Raw genomic sequence first — 17,601 nt, forward strand, 5'->3', positions numbered from 1 at the left:
GCTCCCCGTCATGAAACCCAAATCAGACGCTTCCCGTTCCAGCACGTCCTCGGCCGGATCCTCCAGCAAGTCCGCGTCCAAGCCCGCTTCCTCCTCGTCCAAGGCATCGGCCAAGCCGTCCGCCAAGCAGGCCAAGGCCGCCCCGGTCGCGAGCAAGCGCGGCGCGGCGCGCGCCACCGCCAATTCGCGGGTGATCGACGCGGTGCCGGCCACCGCGGGCGGCGGCTTCAGCCTGGAGCCGGTGTACGCGGCCCTGCGCCAGCGCTACCCGAGCGGCCGCCAGGCCGAGGCGCAGGCCTTCGCCGAGGAGTTCTACAAGCGCATGGAGGAGGACGAGTTTCCCCACCACAGCGCGCAGGAATGGGCCGCGCTGGCGGCGTCGATGCTGGAGTTCGCGCGCAAGCGCAAGCCGGGCACGTTCAACGTGCGGGTGTTCAATCCGAGCCTGAAGGAAGACGGCTGGGAGTCCTCGCGCACGGTGCTGCAGATCGTCAACGACGACATGCCGTTCCTGGTGGATTCGGTGAGCATGGCGCTGTCGGAGCTGGGCATCGGCGTGCACGTGCTCGGCCATCCGGTGCTGCGCATGAGCCGCGACAAGGGCGGCAAGCTGGAGACGGTCGGCGAGGGCAAGCCGGAATCGCTGATGCTGCTGGAGATCGACCGGCAGCCGCCGGAGGACATGCCGCGGGTGGATGCGGCGATCCAGCGGATCCTCGGCGAGGTGCGCAACATCGTGCGCGACTGGAGCGGCATGCGCGAAAAGATGCTGACCCTGGCCGACGACCTGACCACGCGGCGCCTGCCGGTGGACGACAAGGGCCGGCGCGAGGCGCAGGAGTTCCTGCGCTGGGCCGCGGCCGACCATTTCACCTTCTTCGGCTACCGCGAGTACCGGGTCGAGAAGCAGGGCGGCGAAGACGTGCTGGCGCCGCTGGAGGACAGCGGCCTGGGCCTGCTGCGCGGCCACGACAAGTCGCCGTCGCGGCCGGTGCGCACCCTGGCCGCGCACGGCCTCAGCGAATCGGGGATCAAGGAAGCGCTGATCCTGACCAAGACCAACGCGCGCTCGCGGGTGCACCGCAGCGGCTACATGGACTACATCGGCGTGCTGGAATTCGACGCCAAGGGCCGCATCGTCGCCGAGCAGCGCTTCCTCGGCCTGTTCACCTCCAGCGCCTACAACCGCCGCCCGTGGGAGATCCCGCTGGTGCGCGAGCGCCACGACTATGTGATGCGCAAGTCCGGGCTGACCCCGAGCAGCCACAGCGGCAAGGCGCTGCGCCACATCCTGGAGACGCTGCCGCGCGAGGAGCTGTTCCAGTCCAACGAGGAAGAGCTGTACCGCACCGCGATGGGCATCCTCGGCCTGCAGGAGCGGGTGCGCAGCCGCCTGTTCCTGCGCCGCGACAAGTACGGCCGCTTCATCTCCGCCTTGGTCTATATCCCGCGCGAGCGCTTCAACACCGACGTGCGCCTGCGCATTGAGGCCTTGCTGAAGGACGCGCTGCACGGCGAATACATCGACTCCAGCGTGGTGCTGGGCGAATCGCCGCTGGCGCAGCTGCACCTGATCGTGCGGCCCAAGCCCGGCGAGGCGCTGGAATTCGATACCACCGAACTGGAAGCGCGCCTGGCGCACCTGCTGCGCAACTGGCAGGACGACCTGCGCGAGGCGCTGGTCGCCAGCCACGGCGAGCGCGACGGCCTGCGCCTGGCGGCCAACTACGGCCGCGCGCTGCCGGCCGGCTACATCGAGGAATCGACCGCGCAGATCGCCGCGCGCGACGTCGAGCGCCTGGCCGCGCTGCGCGGTCCCGACGACCTGCACTTGAGCCTGCAGGCGCTGCGCCGCGACGGCGCCGACAGCCTGCGCCTGAAGCTGTACCGCCAGCACGACGACCTGCCGCTGTCGGACGTGTTGCCGATGATGGAGAACCTGGGCCTGCGGGTGATTTCCGAACGCCCGTACCGGCTCACCGTGGACGGCACGCTGTTGTACATCCAGGACTTCGAAGTGGAGCCGCTGGCCGGCAGCATCGATGTCGAGCGTGCCGATGCGCCGCTGTGCGAGGCGTTCGTGCGCATCTGGCGCGGCGATGCCGAGAACGACGGCTTCAACCGCCTGATCGTCGGCGCCGGCCTGAGCTGGCGCCAGGTGGCGATCCTGCGCGGCTACTGCAAGTACCTGCTGCAGACCGGCGTGCCGTTCTCGCAGGCCTACGTCGAAGAGACCTGCACGCGCTATCCGCTGCTGGCGCGGCTGCTGGTGGAACTGTTCGAGGCGCGCTTCGATCCGGCCACCGGCAGCGAGAGCAAGGCGCAGATCGCCGACGGCCAGGCCGTGCTGGCGGCGCAGCTGACCCTGCTGGCGGGCGGCGACGAAGGCGCGCTGAAGGCGCTGCAGCCGGTGATCGACGCGCGCCGCGGCGACCGCGCCGCGCAGCTGGACGCGGCCAATGCCGCGCTGCTGAAGCTGTTCGACCAGGTCGCCAGCCTCGACGAGGACCGCATCCTGCGCAGTTTCAAGGGCGTGATCGAAGCGACCCTGCGCACCAGCTACTACCAGACCGGCAAGGACGGCGGCCTGGGCCATTGCATCAGTTTCAAGCTCGATTCGGCCAAGGTGCCGGAGCTGCCCAAGCCGCGTCCGTACCGCGAGATCTTCGTGTACGGCCCGCGCGTGGAAGGCGTGCACCTGCGCTTCGGCGCGGTGGCGCGCGGCGGCCTGCGCTGGTCGGACCGGCGCGAGGATTTCCGCACCGAGGTGTTGGGCCTGGTCAAGGCGCAGATGGTCAAGAACACGGTGATCGTGCCGGTCGGCGCCAAGGGCGGCTTCTTCTGCAAGCGTTCGCCGGTCGGCGGCGACCGCGACGCGGTGCTGGCCGAAGGCATCGCCTGCTACAAGCTCTTCATCCAGGGCCTGCTCGACATCACCGACAACATCGTCGGCGGCAAGATCGTGGCGCCGCCGCAGGTGGTGCGCCACGACCAGGACGATCCGTACCTGGTGGTCGCCGCCGACAAGGGCACCGCCACGTTCTCCGACATCGCCAACGGGCTGGCGATCGACCATGGCTTCTGGCTCGGCGACGCGTTCGCCTCCGGCGGCTCGGTCGGCTACGACCACAAGGGCATGGGCATCACCGCGCGCGGCGCCTGGGAATCGGTCAAGCGCCACTTCCGCGCGCTGGGCCGCGATTGCCAGAGCGAAGATTTCAGCGTGGTCGGCATCGGCGACATGTCCGGCGACGTGTTCGGCAACGGCATGCTGCTGTCGCGGCACATCCGCCTGCTGGCCGCGTTCGACCACCGCCACATCTTCCTCGACCCGACCCCGGATCCGGCGGCCTCGTTCGCCGAGCGCGAACGCCTGTTCAAGCTGCCGCGCTCCAGCTGGGCCGACTACGACGCCAAGCTGATCAGCGCCGGCGGCGGCCTCTATCCGCGCACGCTGAAATCGATCGAGATCAGCGCGCCGGTGCGCGAGGCGCTGGGCCTGGAGCCGGGCGTCAAGCAGCTCTCGCCCAACGAACTGATGAACGCCATCCTCAAGGCGCCGGTGGACCTGTTCTGGAACGGCGGCATCGGCACCTACGTCAAGGCCGCCAGTGAGACCCATGGCGACGTCGGCGACCGCGCCAACAACGGCCTGCGCGTCAACGGCGGCGAGCTGCGCTGCAAGATCGTCGGCGAAGGCGGCAACCTGGGCCTGACCCAGCTCGGCCGCATCGAGGCCGCGCAGGTCGGGGTGCTGCTCAACACCGACTTCATCGACAACTCGGCCGGCGTGGACACCTCCGACCACGAGGTCAACATCAAGATCCTGCTCAACGACGTGGTGCAGGCCAAGAAGCTGACCGTGGCCGCGCGCAACACGCTGCTGGCGTCGATGACCGACGAGGTCGCCGAGCTGGTGCTGTGGGACAACATCCGCCAGAACCAGGCGCTGAGCCTGATGGAGCGGATGAGCGTCAAGCGCCTGGGCTCCAAGCAGCACTTCATCCGCACTCTGGAAGCGCAGGGCCTGCTCGACCGGCAGATCGAATACCTGCCGTCGGACGCGGAGATCTCCGCGCGCAAGGCCCGCGGCCAGGGCCTGACCCGGCCGGAGCTGGCGGTGCTGCTGTCCTACTCCAAGCTGGTCGCGTTCCAGCAGCTGCTGGAATCGGACATCCCCGAGGACCCGTACCTGTCCAAGGAGCTGCAGCGCTACTTCCCGCAGCCGCTGCAGAAGAAGTACGCCGATGCGATGGAGCGGCACCGGCTGAAGCGCGAGATCATCGCCACCGCGGTCACCAACACCACCATCAACCGCATGGGCGCGACCTTCCTGATGCGCATGCAGGAAGACACCGGGCGCAGCATCGGCGAGGTGGCCAAGGCATACACGATCAGCCGCGAGACGCTGGACGCGCGTGCGCTGTGGACGCAGATCGACGCGCTGGACGGGCAGGTGCCCGAGTCGGTGCAGATCGATGCGCTGGAAGTGATCTGGAAGTTGCAGCGCGCGTTCGTGCGCTGGCTGCTGTTCCGTCCCGGCCCGATGCCCGGCATCACCGCGGCGGTGGACCGCTACCACGAGCCGTTCAACGACATCCGCGTCGCCTCCGGCGTGCTGTCGGATTCGCAGCGTCCGCTGTACGAGGCGCTGGTGCAGGAATGGCAGGACAAGGGCCTGCCGCCGGCGCTGGCGCAGCAGCTGTCGGAACTGCGCTTCCTGGAGCCGGCGTTCGACATCATCGAGATGGCGCGTACCCGCAAGCTCAAGCCGGTGGAGGTGTCGAAGGTGCATTTCCGCCTCGGCGAGGCCTTGCAGCTGCCGTGGCTGTTCGAGCAGATCGACGCGCTGGAGGTCAACGGCCGCTGGCATGCGGTGGCCCGCGGCGTGCTGCGCGACGAACTGGCCAAGCACCACGGCGCGTTGGCCGGGCAGGCCCTGGCGTTGCCGGGCGGCAATGCCGAGGCCAAGGTGCAGCAGTGGCTGCAGCGCGACGACAGCAGCCTGCGCTTCACCTTGAACATGCTGCAGGAACTGTCGGCGCAGAAGACGCTGGACTATCCGACCGTGTCGGTGGCGGTGCAGCGGCTGGGCCAGCTGGCGGCGCACGGCGTGTGATCCTCCGTGCGCGGGCCCGCGTTGCGGGCTCGACGCGGAGGTCGGCAGCGCCGGGCCATGTGGCCCGGCGCTGCGGCTGTCGCTATGTCCCTTCCAGCGGGAGCGGGCGTGGCGCCTGCCGCCATGCCCGCGCACTTCGCCTGATGCCGAAAGCCAAGCCCGCGGCTGCGGCGCCGTTCGCCCTGGCGCCGATCTGCCCGATACTACGCGTGCCGTCCACGCCGCGTTCCGCGGCTTCGCGCCGGCACAGACCATGATCTACCTTCTCATTCCCGCGTTCGTCGTGTTGCTGCTGGTGCTGCTGGCCCGGCGGCCGTCGTTGGAGGTGCGGCTGCAGCGTGCGCTGCAGGAACAGCGGCAAGGCAACCTGGCACCGCTGCGCGCGCTGTCAAAAGCGTCGTTCGGCGATGCCGCGTATGCGTGGTTCCAGCACCTGGACGCCATCGGCGAGCAGGCCGCGGCGCTGGCCGCGTTGAAGCGCGCGGTCTATGCCCGCACCTGGCTGGGCAATGGCTTCAGCGTCGCCTACCGGGAATACGGCCGCCGCTGCTTTCTGGGCGTGGGCACCGAACCGGATCATGCCGCGCTGCTGGCGCAATGGGGCGCGCGCGGCTGGCGCGAGGGCGCGGGCTGGGAACCCGAACTGGCCTGGATCCAGGCCTTTGGCCCGCCGCCATGCCGGGATGTCGCACGCGCCTGGTACTGGTTGTGTCTGGCCGATGCGCGGCAGAGCGAGGGCATGGGTGACATCAAGTCCGCGCCGCTGGCACAGCAGGTCCGCGAACGCCTGCTCGCCGTCGTGCCGGAGTCGGTGCGCCAGGACATGCAGGAACAGGCTGCACGCACCGTCTACGACGATTACGCGTCCGGACGCTAGCGCCGGCGGCGCCTGCGTGGCCGCGCGCGCGTAACGGCGTGCCGGGTATGATCGCGGCATGAACGTTCCCGTCCTGCCGTCTTCTCCCCGCATCTGTTTCCTCGCCAGCACCGCGCCGGCCGCGCTCGCGGCGCGCGATCAGCTGATCGCACGCTATGGCGACCATGCGCCGGCCGACGCCGACGTGCTGTGCGCGCTCGGCGGCGACGGCTTCATGCTGCAGACCCTGCATCGCCATGGCGGCCTGGGCAAACCGGTGTTCGGCATGAAGCTGGGATCGGTCGGTTTCCTGATGAACCAGCATCTGGACGACGACCTGGTGGTGCGCCTGGCGCAGGCCGAGCCGGCCAAGCTGCGGCCGCTGGAGATGCTGGCGCAGACCGAGTCCGGCACCACCACCGGCTCGCTGGCCTACAACGAAGTGTCGCTGCTGCGGCAGACCCGCCAGGCCGCGCACGTCAGCATCGACCTCAACGGCCAGACCCGGGTCGACGAACTGATCTGCGACGGGGTGATGGTGGCCACGCCGGCCGGCAGCACCGCCTACAACTCCTCGGCGCACGGGCCGATCCTGCCGCTGGGTTCGCACACCCTGGCGCTGACCCCGATCGCCCCGTACCGGCCGCGGCGCTGGCGCGGCGCGATCCTCAAGGCCGACACCGAAGTACGCCTGCGCGTGCTCGATCCGTACAAGCGCCCGGTCAGCGTCACCGCCGACTCGCACGAGACCCGCGACGTGGTCGAAGTCACTATCCGCGAATCGCGTGACCGCCTGGTCACCCTGCTGTTCGATCCGGAGCACAACCTGGAGGAGCGGATCTTGAGCGAGCAATTTATGGTTTAGAGGCGGGGATTGGGGAGTCGGGATTGGGGATTCGCAACGGCGGGTCTTCCGCACCGACGCTTTACTCTTTTACGTTCCGATCCCAGTACGCCGCTTTTGCCAATCCCGAATCCCCAATTCCGAATCCCTGCTCTCATGTCCGACAACTCCCCCCGCCTGCTCACCGTCGCGATCACCTCGCGTGCCCTGTTCGATCTGGAAGAGGGCCATGCCCTGTTCGAGAAGGAAGGGGTGGAGGCGTACAGCGCGTACCAGCGCGAGCGCGAGGACGATGTGCTGGCGCCGGGCGTGGCGTTTCCGGTGGTGCGCAAGCTGCTGGCGCTGAACCAGGGCACGCCGCCGGAGACGCCGCCGGTGGAGGTGATCCTGCTGTCGCGCAATTCCGCCGACACCGGGCTGCGCATCTTCAATTCGATCCAGCACTACGGGCTGGGCATCGTCCGCGCCACCTTCACCTCCGGCGAGGCCACCTGGCCCTACGTCAAGCCGTTCGGCACCGACCTGTTCCTGTCGGCCAATCCGGAATCGGTGCGGCGCGCGCTCAGCCACGGCATCGCTGCGGCGACGATCCTGCCCAAGCCGCCGGGCGAGCGTGCGCAGGAAGCCGCCGCCGCGGCCGGGGCGATCGATTCGGAGCGGTTGTCCACGCAGCTGCGCATCGCCTTCGACGGCGACGCGGTGATCTTCGGCGACGAAGGCGAGCGCTTCTCGCGCGAGCAGGGCGTGGAAGCGTTCGGCCGCTACGAGCGCGAGAATGCGCGCGAACCGCTGACCGGCGGTCCGTTCCGCAATTTCCTGTCCGCGCTGCATGCCTTGCAGTCCGCGTTCCCGGCCGGCGAGGCCTCGCCGATCCGCACCGCGCTGGTCACCGCGCGCTCGGCGCCGGCGCACGAGCGGGTGATCCGCACGCTGCGCGAGTGGGGCGTGCGCTTGGACGAGGCGCTGTTCCTCGGCGGCCGCCACAAGGGGCCGTTCCTGCAGGCGTTCGGCGCCGACATCTTCTTCGACGACTCGCAGCACAACATCGACAGCGCCGCACGCGAGCGGGTGGCCGCCGGGCACGTGCCGCACGGCGTGGCCAACGTCATCGCCAAGCCGTGAGCGCGGCCTCCGGCGGCAACCGCGGCGCAGGCGGTCGCTGGGCCACGCTGCGCCAGCTGCTGCGGCCGGACCGCGCGCAGGCGCATGCGCCGCGTCCGGGGCGGCCGTACGTGGAGCGCGGCTGGCGCTACACCAGCCTGCAGTTCAAGGGCGAGGTGACCCAGAGCCGGATGCTCACCTGGTGGCCGCACCTGCTGGAGGTGGGCTATACCCGCAGCATGCTCGGTGCGCTGCTGCTGCTGCCGGAGCCGCGCTGCATCGGCATCGTCGGCCTGGGCGGCGGCTCGCAGGCCAAGTTCTGTTATCGGCACGTGCCGCAGGCGCGGATCGAGGCGATCGAGGCCGATGCCGACGTGCTGGCGCTGCGCGACGCCTTCCATATCCCGGCCGACGACGCACGCTTCCAGGCGCTGCACGGCGACGGCGCGCAGCTGCTGCCGCAGCGCCGCGGCCGCTACGACCTGTTGTTGCTCGACGCCTACGATGCCGACGGCATCCCCGCGGCGATGCGCACGCGCGGTTTCTACGACGATTGCCATGCCGCGCTGACGCCCGGCGGCGTGCTGGCGGTGAACCTGTACGACACCGACACCCGCCAGCACGTGGCGCACCTGCGCAAGATCTTCGACGGCCGCGTGCTGCGCATGGACGAGCCGGAGGGGGACAACCATGTGGTGTTCGCCTGGACCGGCGATGCGCAGGCGCTGGATGCGCGCGCCGCGCTGGCGCGCCTGCCGTGGCCGGCGCGCTGGCAGTTGCGGCCGACGTTCCGGCGCCTGCAGCGGGCGCTCGAGACGACCGCCTGGCGTCGCTGAGCTGCGCGTCGCTGCGACATGCCGTCCGTCACTGTGGGAGTGGGTTCAGTGGCGATGGACGGAGGCGGATACCCCCTCTTGGCTTCGGTACTTTGTTGGACGCATGCATCGAGCAGTCGGGACTGAAGTCCCTCCCACAGTGCACCCAGCCGGCTTGCCGCAGTTCCTTGTGGGAGCGACTTCAGTCGCGACGAGCGGAGGCGGACACCATCTTGATTCGGGTGCCTTGTTGGGGCGGATGCATCGAGCAGTCGGGACTGAAGTCCCTCCCACAGTGCAGCCAGCGGGCTTGCCGCAAGTCCTTGTGGGAGCGACTTCAGTCGCGACGAGCGGAGTTGGAAGCCGCTATGGTTTCGGCAATCTGTGGGTGGGTGTAACGCCTGCACCCACCGGGTTGGTCGCAAGCTTCCTGTAGGGACTCCGGGTGGCCTCGTGCCATCAGTCGCGACTGATGTTTCTTCCGACGCCGATGTCGCGGCTGAAGCCGCTCCTACAGGGGCAGCAGGATGTTGCTGAGTTTCCAGCGCAGTCCGTCGCGGGTGAAGACGCAGGGCACCGCGGTGCCGTCGGCGGTGTGGATGGTGGCGACGAAGCGCGAGGTCGATTCGAAGCGGTGTTCGGCCTGCCGCAACGGTTGCGGTGGACGCGGTGCGGCGTAGGTGTCGCCGCCGACGGTGTCGCCGCTGGCGCGCTTCCACAGCGCATCGCCCTGCAGCAAGGCGCCGATCCCGGCCGGGGTGACCATCGCATCCACGCCCATGCCGCTGACGCTGCCGGCCAGCGACAGCAGCGCGCCGCCGAACAGGCCGGCCTGCAGGTCCGGCCCGGCGCGACGCACCAGCGCATCGTCGACCTGCGCCTTCAGGTTGACCCGCAGGGTGGGGAAGTCGACGTAGCGCTCCAGCGCCGCCGCATCGCGCTGCTCCAGCGCCTGGCTGATGCCGCGGATCGCCAGGTAGGGTCCGGCGACGACATAGCCGCCGAGGGCGAGCAGGGCGAGGAACAGCAAGGCCAGCCATTTTTTCATTGTGTGCCTCGTGGTTCGGTGGCGGAGAGCACTCTTTTTTGTAGGAGCGGCTTCAGCCGCGACGGGCGTTACCGGTAACGCCTGTCGCGGCTGAAGCCGCTCCTACAGGAAGCACGTCATCCTCAGAATTCCAGATCCAGCGCCGCGCACAGGTAATCCACGAACGGGGCCAGCGTCTGCAGGTCGGCCGCCACCAGCGAGCGCAGCTTCGGGCCGGTCATGGTGGCGTCGTCGAGCTGGCGCCAGAACACCCAGTTCTTGTGCTTGAGGTCGTCGATGAATTCGAACTCGGCGGGGAAGCCGCGCGGCGGCCGCACCAGCACTTCCGTTGCCTCGAAGTCGAAGCGGCGGCGCAGCTTCGGCGCGTGCGCGGCGGCTTTCCAACTGCCGGGGTTGTCGAAGATGAACTGGCGCACCTTGCGCTGCGTGTCCGGTTCCGGATGCCACAGGCCTGCGCCGACGAAGCTCTCGCCCGGCTGCAGGTGGATGTAGAACGACGGCGCCGGCACCTGCTTGCGCCGCTCGTGGAACAGGCGCGCGCCCTGCCAGGTCTTGTACGGCGATTTGTCGTGGGAAAAGCGCGCGTCGCGATGGATGCGGAACAGCGAGCCGCCGACCCCACGCGGGTCGGAGCGGAAATGTTCGCTGACCTGGGCCAGGTCCGGCTGCAGGTCGGTGATCAAGCGCAGGAACGGCTGGCGCACGTGCTCCTCGTACTTGTGCCGGTTGTCGTTGAACCAGGCCTTGTCGTTGTGCCGCGCCAGGGCACGCAGGAACTTGAAGCTGGCGTCGCTGAAATAACTGGTCATAGGGTCCGTTGCAGGTCCTGGCCCCAGGCGGCCAGCTGGTCGAGCAGAGCCTGCTTGGTAGCATCGTCGGGGTGAGCCAAGCGTAAATCGGCGAGCTGCGCGTAGTAGCCGTCGAAGCCCAGTTCGGACAGGCCGCTGTCGCCGTGCAGGCGCTGGCGCCGGTAGTCGTCCCAGCGGCTCTGCTCAACGATGGACAGCGTCTGCGGCCAGTTGCGCGCGCGGTAGCGGAACAGCAGTTCGGGCAGGCGCGGATCGCGGAAGCCCGCTTCCAGCGGTGCCAGCTGTGCCGGCGGGGTCGCCCGCACCTGCGCCATCGCGCGCTTGTCGGTGTCTGCCAGGAAGCCGTCGTACAGCGAGGCATCCACGTCGGCCGGAGTCGCCGCGCGTTCGTTGCCGAACACGCGGCGAACCTTTTCGGCCAGTTCCGGCCCGACCTCGCGCAGGCGCGCGGCCTTGGCCAGGATCTGCGCCGGGTCGAGCTGCAGGCGGGCGAAATCCGGATCGCGCAGGTGCGACCAGGCGACCAGCGCCGGCGCCTTGTTCAGGTGCACTTCCTTCAACGGAATGCGCTGCTCGCCCTCGGGCAGGTCGGCCTGCGGCGTGTACAGGCGGTCGGCGATCTGCTCCGGGGTGTAGCGCAGCAGCGGCTCGACATCGCCTTCCAGGTCGAACACCAGCACCCGGCTGTCGATCCGCGGATGTCGCGCCAGCGGCAGCACCGGCGCCGCGCACAGGCGTGCGGCCGGATAGCGCATGGACACGTGCAGCACCGGCTGCATCGCCACCACGTCGAGCAGGCCGCCGCAGAAGCGCTTGTCGCGCAGTTTCAGCGCGTAGTCCCAAAGCCGCGGTTGCCGCTCGCGGAACAGCCGCGCCATGCCGATGGTGGCGTAGACGTCGGACAGCGCCTCGTGCGCGTCGCCGTCGCGCACGCCGTTGGCCAGCGCCAGCTGTTCCAGTTTGAACGAGGTGGCGCCGTCGTCGCGCTGCGGCCAGACCACGCCGTCCGGGCGCAGCGCATGCATCAGCCGCAGCATGTCCAGCAGGTCCCAACGCGAATTGCCGCCGCGCCACTCGCGCTCGTACGGATCGTGGAAATTGCGGAACAGGCCATGGCGCACGAACTCGTCGTCGAAGCGCAGCGAGTTGTAGCCCAGCGTGCAGGTCTGCGGCCGCGCCATCTGCTCGGCGATGCGCGCGAACGCATCGGCCTCGTTGACCCCGTCGCGCAGCGCCTGCTGCGGGGTGATGCCGGTGATCAACGTGGCGATCGGCGAGGGCAGCAGGTCGTCGGCCGGCTGCACGAAGAAGCTGACCGGCTCCTCGACCACGTTCAGCGCCGCATCGGTGCGCACCGCCGCGAACTGGGCGATGCGCGTGCGCCGCGGATCGGCACCGAAGGTTTCCAGGTCGTAGAAGAGAAAGCTGTCGGGCATGGTCGGACCAGAGCGGTGTGGGAGAGTACGCGCGGACTCGCTTTTTTGTAGGAGCGGCTTCAGCCGCGACCGGCATCACCGGCGAACGTTGTCGCGGCTGAAGCCGCTCCTACAGGGTAAGGCAAGATCGCTTCAATGCGCGCCGTCCAGCGGCGCCAGGCGTTCGTGCACGGTGCGTTCCAGCCAGGCCCAATCGATCCGCGACAGGTCGCTGTGGCCCTGCGTGGCCTGCACCAGGATCTGGCGCTGGATCTCGCTGCGTTCCAACGCCAACGCATACGGCGTGCGCAGGAAGGTGACCATGGTGTAGTGCGGTACGAAGCGGGTCGGGTGGCGCTCCTGCAGTGCCTGCTCCAGCTCGCGCTGCAGCAGGAAGCCGGCATCGCCGACGCGGTCGCGCATCTCGATGTAGTTCTCCAGCGCCATCTGCTGGATCGCGCTGGCATTGGGTTTGCGCTCGGCTTCGAATGCAGCGTAGGCGCGGCCCAGGTCCGGCTCGCGCTGCAGGTGCGCGGCCAGGGCCACGCAATCCTCGAACGCGCAGTTCATGCCCTGGCCGTGGAACGGCACCATCGCATGCGCGGCATCGCCGAGCAGCACCGCACGCCCGTCCAGATGCCAGCGTTCCAGGCGCAGCGTGCCGAGCAGGCCCGGCGGGTGCTGCTCCCAGTGTTCGGCCAGTTGCGGCATCAGCGGCAGCGCATCGGCGAAGTCGCGTTGAAACAACGCCAGGGCTTCATCGCCGCTGCGGGTGGTGGCGAAACTGGGCTCGCCTTCGTTCGGCAGGAACAGGGTGACGGTGAAGGTGCCTTCGTCGTTGGGCAGGGCGATGCACATGTAGTGCCCGCGCGGCCAGATGTGCAGCGCGTTGGCCTCGATGCGGAAGCTGCCGTCGGCGTTGGGCGGAATCTCCAGTTCCTTGTACGAATGGTCCAGGAACTCGGTGTGCTCGGCCATCGGCGACTTGCGCTGCATCGCCGCGCGCAGCGCCGAGCCGGCGCCGTCGGCGCCGATCATGCTGCGGAAGCGGATGTCGTGCGGCTGGTCGTCGCGGTCGTCGATGAAGCGCGCGTAGCCGGCGTCGAAGTCCACCGTGTGCAGGCGCCGGTAGAAGTGGATCTGCGCGCCGGCCTGTTCGGCCAGCTGCAGCAGGGTGATGTTGAGGTCGTTGCGGTGCACCGACCAGATCACTTCGCTGTCGTCGCGGCCGTAGCGCTGCAGCTGCTGGCGGCCATCGGCGAAATGCACCATGCGCCCGCGCATCATCACCGCCTTGGCCATCACCGCGGCATCGGCGCCGGCTTGGCGCAGCGCATGCAGGCCGCGCTCGGCCAGCGCCAGGTTGATCGAGCGGCCGCGCTCGTAGTCCTGGATGCGCGGATCGCCGCGGCGTTCGTACACGGTGACGCGCCAGCCCTGGCGCGAGAGCAGGATGGCGAGCAGGGAACCGGCCAGGCCGGCGCCGATCAGGGTGATGCTGCGGGGGGAGGCGCTCAAGGAAAAGTCCGGCATGACGCGCGGCCGCGGCCGCGCAGGAGGGGGCGGCTCAGACGCCGGCCCAGGTTTCCGCTTCCTCGACGAAGCGGTAGACGTCGCGATAGCGGGTGTACAGCGGCACCGGACTGATCCGGATCACGTCCGGCTCGCGCCAGTCGCCGAGCACGCCGACCGATTGCAGGTACTCGAACAGCGCACGGCCGCGTTCGCGCCCGCCGATCACGCGCAGCGACAGCTGGCAGCCGCGCTGCGCCGGGTCGGCCGGGGTGACGATCTGCAGGGTCTCGGCCAGGCGCGCGCGGATCAGCGTTTCCAGATAGCCGGTGAGCTGCAGCGACTTGCGCCGCAGCGCCGGCAGCCCGGCGCGTTCGAACAGCTGCAGCGAGGCGCGCAGCGGCGCCATGCTCAGGATCGGCGGATTGCTCAGCTGCCAGCCGTCGGCGCCGGGCGCGGCGACGAACTCCGGGCGCATCTGGAAGCGGGTGCGCTTGTCGTGGCCCCACCAGCCGGCGAAGCGCGGCGTATCGCCGTGGCCGTGGCGCTCGTGCACGAAGGCGCCGGCGACCGCGCCGGGGCCGGCATTGAGGTACTTGTAGTGGCACCACACTGCGAAATCGGGCGCGGTGTCGTGCAGGGTCAACGGGATGTTGCCGACCGCATGCGCCAGATCGAAACCGACCGCGGCGCCGGCCGCGCGCGCCAGCCGCGCCACCGCGTCCAGGTCGAAGGCCTGCCCGGTGCGGTATTGCACGCCCGGCCACAGCACCAGCGCCAGGCGCGGGCCGTGTTCGCCGATGGCGCGCTCGATCGCGGCCAGCGACACGGTGCCGTCGGCGCCGTCGGGCTGCACTTCGATCAGCTCGGTGGCCGGATCGAAGCCATGGAAGCGGATCTGCGAGGCCAGCGCATGCTGGTCGGACGGGAACGCGCCGGCCTCGATCAGGATCGCCGGGCGCTCGCGGGTCGGGCGGTAGAAGCTGACCATCAGCAGGTGCAGGTTCACCGTCAGCGTGTTCATCGCCACCACTTCGTGCGGCAGCGCGCCGACCAGCTGCGCCAGCGGCGCGGCCAGCAGCTCGTGGTAGGTCATCCACTGCGTGTCGCCGGTGAAGTGGCCTTCCACCGCCAGCGTCGACCATTTGTCCAGCACCTCCTGCACCGCGGCGCGCGCGCCGCGCGGCTGCAGGCCGAGCGAATTGCCGACGAAGTAGGCCTGGTCGGCGCCCTGGTGCTGCGGGAACAGGAATTCGCGGCGCAACTCGCGCAGCGGGTCGGCGGCGTCGAGCGCGGTGGCGTGGTTGCGGGTCAGGATCTCGTTCATCGGCAGTGGGTGACAGGACGAGGGCACAGTCTACCGGTCGCGGCGTAGCGCTTCGTCGGCGACCGTGGCGGTGGCCGGCAGCATGGCGCTGCGCAACAGGTGGGTGAGGGTGCCGACGCTGTCGGCGACGCGGTCGCCGGTATCGGCCAGCGCGGCCAGCGCCGAGCCGTCGTTGGCCTCCTGCAGATGCGCGGCCAGTGCCTCGGCCAGGCGCCGTTCGTCGTTGCGCAAGGTCGCCTGCGCCGGCGGGGCGCCGCTACGCAGGCTGTCGGCCAGTTGGGTCAGCGCCGCATGCGCCTGGCCCCGGAACTGTTCCAGCTCCGGCAGCGGCGGCAGTGATGGGCTATCGCGCAGCACCGCCTCCAGCGCCAGCGAGGCGCGGATCAGGCGGTTACCGTTGGCCAGTACCGATTCGGCCAGCTTCAGTTCGCGCAGGTTGCGCTTGCGCCGCGGCTCGCCGCGCAGGCGCTCGATCGAGGCCTGCACGTTGGTGCGCGCGGTACGCGACGCGGCGCGGGTCTCCGGCAGCGCCTGCAGGCGGCCTTCGAACAGCGCGGCGAGGTGGTCGCGATACGCGAGCAACAGCTGCGCCAGGGTGGCGCGGATATGCCGCCGCTCCCAGGTCGGCCACAGCGCGTAGGCGACCAGCGCCAGCGCGCTGCCGAGCACGGTGGCCTGGATGCGTTCGCCGATCGCCTCGCCCGGGGCCATGCCCTCGAACGACAGCAGCAACACCAGCATGCCGGTCAGCGAGGCGACGCCGAGGCCGTAGTTGACCTGGGTCAGCAGGCGGAAGCCCAGGCAGAACACGGTCAGCAACAGCAGCCGCACCACCACGCCATCCATCGTGAAGTGGGCCAGCAGGGTGGCCAGCACCAGTCCGGCGAAGGTGCCGGCCACGCGCAACGCGCCGAAGCTGAGGGTGCCGCCGAAATCCGGTTTGAGCACGATCGCGGTGGTCATCGGGATCCAGTAGCCGTGCGGGATCGCCTGCCAGCGTTCGAACAGCACCGCCAGGCTCAGGCACACGCCGCAGCGCAAGGCATGCCGGAACGCGACCGAGGAGAAGCCGAGGTTGGCGCGCAGGGTCTGCAGCGGCGCCAGCGGGCGCAGCGCCGCCGGCAACCGGGCCTCGGCCAGCTCGGCCTGGATCTCGCCGCGGCTGCTGGCCCAGTGGCCGTTGCGCACCAGCGCGCGCAGCTGCCCGCCCAGGCCCTGCGCGCGGGCCACGGCGATGCGCAGCAGGCGCCGCTCGCGGGTGTCCTGCGCTTGCGCCTGGGCCTGGGCCAGCGCTTCGGCCAGATCGTCGAAGCCGGTCATCGAGGCCTCCGCCGCGGCCGGGTCTTCGGCGTTGTCCAGTGCGTAGGCGAGCTGGTCCAGCACCACCGCGCTGCGTTCCAGCACGCGCTCGATCGGCAGCCGCGCGCCGGCGGCTTCGTCCAGGCGCCCGTGCAGGTCGGTCAGGGTCAGCAGTTCCAGCCGCGCGCGTTCGCACAGCTCGGCGATGATCCGGAACGACTGCACCGCCAGCCCGCGCGAGCGGTGCTCGCCGTGCAGCATCACCATCGCCTCCAGCACCGCCTCGGTGGCTGGCGGCGCCAACGTCGCGCTCGGCCGCTGGCGGGCGATGCCGGCCAGCTGCCGCATCAGTTCGGCCAGCGCGAACCGCTCCGGGCGGTAGCGCTGCAGCGGCCAGGCGGCCAGCGCCATCAGCATCTGCAGCACGCCGCCGGCGAAGATCAGCGCGGCCACGCCGACGCTCTGCGCGGCCGGCAGGCGCACGTCGGCGCTGACCACCAGCAGGATCATGCTGGTCAGCCCGACCCGCGCCGCGACCGGACCCAGCGCCACCAGCAGGCCGCCGCCCAGGCCCAGCAGCAGCGCCGCCAGCGCCAGCGCCGGGGTATGCGCGCCGATCAGCATGCCCAGCAGCGCCGCGCCGCCGGCGGCCAGCGCGGCCATCAGCATGCGCTGCATGCGCGCCCGGTACGGCCCGGGCTGGTCGGAGAACATGGTGTTCAGCGCGCCGGTGGCCATCGCCAGGCCCAGTTCGGCATGGCCGCCGGCCACGCCCACGGCGAGCGGGGCGACCACCGCGAAGGTGTTGCGCAGGGCGACGCGCAGCGGGACGTCGCGCGGCTTCAGCGCGATCAGGCTATGCAGCATCGCAGCCCGGCGCGACGGTCGGCGAGGGCGCGCTCACGGCGCGGCGACGGGCGCCGGCACCGGGTGCACCTGTCCGCAACGGCCGCAGGTGCGCAGCGCCTCGGAGGCGTAGAAGCGCGCGAACACCGGCGGGAAATCGGTCTCGATGTTGCGCAGCGGGAAGTATTCTTCGTACAGCAGGTGGTTGCAGCGTTCGCAATACCACTGCAGGCCGTCGTTTTCGTGCGGCAGGCGGCGGCGCTCGATCACCAGGCCCACCGAATCGGGTCCCCGCTGCGGCGAATGCGGCACCTTAGGCGGCAGCAGGAAGGTCTCGCCGGCGCGGATCGGGATCTCGCGCACCGCACCGTCTTCCTGGATCCTCAGCACCATCTCGCCTTCGAGCTGGTAGAACCACTCCGGGCCTTCGTCATAGTGGAAGTCCGAACGCGCGTTCGGCCCGCCGACCGCCATCACGATGAAGTCGCCGGAATAGATGCACTTGTTGCCCACCGGCGGCTTCAGCAGGTGCCGGTGTTCGTCGATCCAGGCGTGCAGGTTCAGCGGGGCGGGGAGCATGCGGTGTCCTTGGGTGGTCGCGTCGGCGCGG

General features: G+C 69.9%; 12 protein-coding genes. 5 read left to right on the forward strand and 7 right to left on the reverse strand.

Annotated elements, in window-relative coordinates; all coding sequences use genetic code 11:
• Positions 1–10: 10 nt before the first annotated feature.
• From HEP73_RS09850 to HEP73_RS09870, 5 genes are all read left to right on the forward strand, one after another.
• Positions 11–5,119 (forward strand): NAD-glutamate dehydrogenase, encoded by a 5,109-nt coding sequence (locus tag HEP73_RS09850; protein ID WP_185823033.1) that lies wholly within the window; start codon positions 11–13, stop codon positions 5,117–5,119.
• Between the two features lie 253 nt (positions 5,120–5,372).
• Positions 5,373–5,996, forward strand: a complete 624-nt coding sequence (locus HEP73_RS09855) for a hypothetical protein (RefSeq protein ID WP_185823034.1) — start codon at positions 5,373–5,375, stop codon at positions 5,994–5,996.
• Between the two features lie 73 nt (positions 5,997–6,069).
• Positions 6,070–6,840 carry an NAD kinase gene (locus tag HEP73_RS09860; RefSeq protein WP_185816567.1) on the forward strand — a complete coding sequence of 257 codons (771 nt, stop codon included), beginning with the start codon at positions 6,070–6,072 and terminating at the stop codon, positions 6,838–6,840.
• A gap of 135 nt (positions 6,841–6,975) precedes the next feature.
• Positions 6,976–7,941: a 5'-nucleotidase gene (locus HEP73_RS09865; protein WP_185816214.1), complete on the forward strand. Its 966-nt coding sequence runs from the start codon at positions 6,976–6,978 to the stop codon at positions 7,939–7,941.
• The gene (locus tag HEP73_RS09870) at positions 7,938–8,756 is read left to right on the forward strand and encodes a spermine/spermidine synthase domain-containing protein (RefSeq protein WP_185823035.1); all 819 of its coding nucleotides are present in this window, start codon (positions 7,938–7,940) and stop codon (positions 8,754–8,756) included. Before HEP73_RS09865 ends, HEP73_RS09870 begins: the two co-directional genes overlap by 4 nt.
• A gap of 490 nt (positions 8,757–9,246) precedes the next feature.
• Here HEP73_RS09870 and HEP73_RS09875 read toward each other — a convergent pair whose 3' ends face one another.
• The 7 genes from HEP73_RS09875 to HEP73_RS09905 all read right to left on the reverse strand — a co-directional run bounded on the left by HEP73_RS09875 (position 9,247) and on the right by HEP73_RS09905 (position 17,570).
• Positions 9,247–9,783 (reverse strand): DUF2939 domain-containing protein, encoded by a 537-nt coding sequence (locus tag HEP73_RS09875; RefSeq protein WP_185816216.1) that lies wholly within the window; start codon positions 9,781–9,783, stop codon positions 9,247–9,249.
• Positions 9,784–9,905: 122 nt separating this feature from the next.
• Positions 9,906–10,592 carry a DUF2461 domain-containing protein gene (locus HEP73_RS09880; RefSeq protein ID WP_185816217.1) on the reverse strand — a complete coding sequence of 229 codons (687 nt, stop codon included), beginning with the start codon at positions 10,590–10,592 and terminating at the stop codon, positions 9,906–9,908.
• Positions 10,589–12,028 carry an exodeoxyribonuclease I gene (sbcB, locus tag HEP73_RS09885; protein WP_185823036.1) on the reverse strand — a complete coding sequence of 480 codons (1,440 nt, stop codon included), beginning with the start codon at positions 12,026–12,028 and terminating at the stop codon, positions 10,589–10,591. Before sbcB ends, HEP73_RS09880 begins: the two co-directional genes overlap by 4 nt.
• 132 nt (positions 12,029–12,160) lie before the next feature.
• Complete coding sequence (locus HEP73_RS09890) at positions 12,161–13,540, reverse strand: FAD-dependent oxidoreductase (RefSeq protein ID WP_185823037.1); 1,380 nt, start codon at positions 13,538–13,540, stop codon at positions 12,161–12,163.
• Positions 13,541–13,574: 34 nt separating this feature from the next.
• Complete coding sequence (gene kynU, locus HEP73_RS09895) at positions 13,575–14,846, reverse strand: kynureninase (protein ID WP_185823038.1); 1,272 nt, start codon at positions 14,844–14,846, stop codon at positions 13,575–13,577.
• A gap of 30 nt (positions 14,847–14,876) precedes the next feature.
• Positions 14,877–17,012: an FUSC family protein gene (locus HEP73_RS09900; protein WP_185823039.1), complete on the reverse strand. Its 2,136-nt coding sequence runs from the start codon at positions 17,010–17,012 to the stop codon at positions 14,877–14,879.
• A gap of 33 nt (positions 17,013–17,045) precedes the next feature.
• Complete coding sequence (locus HEP73_RS09905; protein WP_185823040.1) at positions 17,046–17,570, reverse strand: 3-hydroxyanthranilate 3,4-dioxygenase; 525 nt, start codon at positions 17,568–17,570, stop codon at positions 17,046–17,048.
• Between the last annotated feature and the right edge of the window lie 31 nt (positions 17,571–17,601).

The organism is Xanthomonas sp. GW, from assembly GCF_014236815.1.
GTDB lineage: Bacteria > Pseudomonadota > Gammaproteobacteria > Xanthomonadales > Xanthomonadaceae > Xanthomonas_A.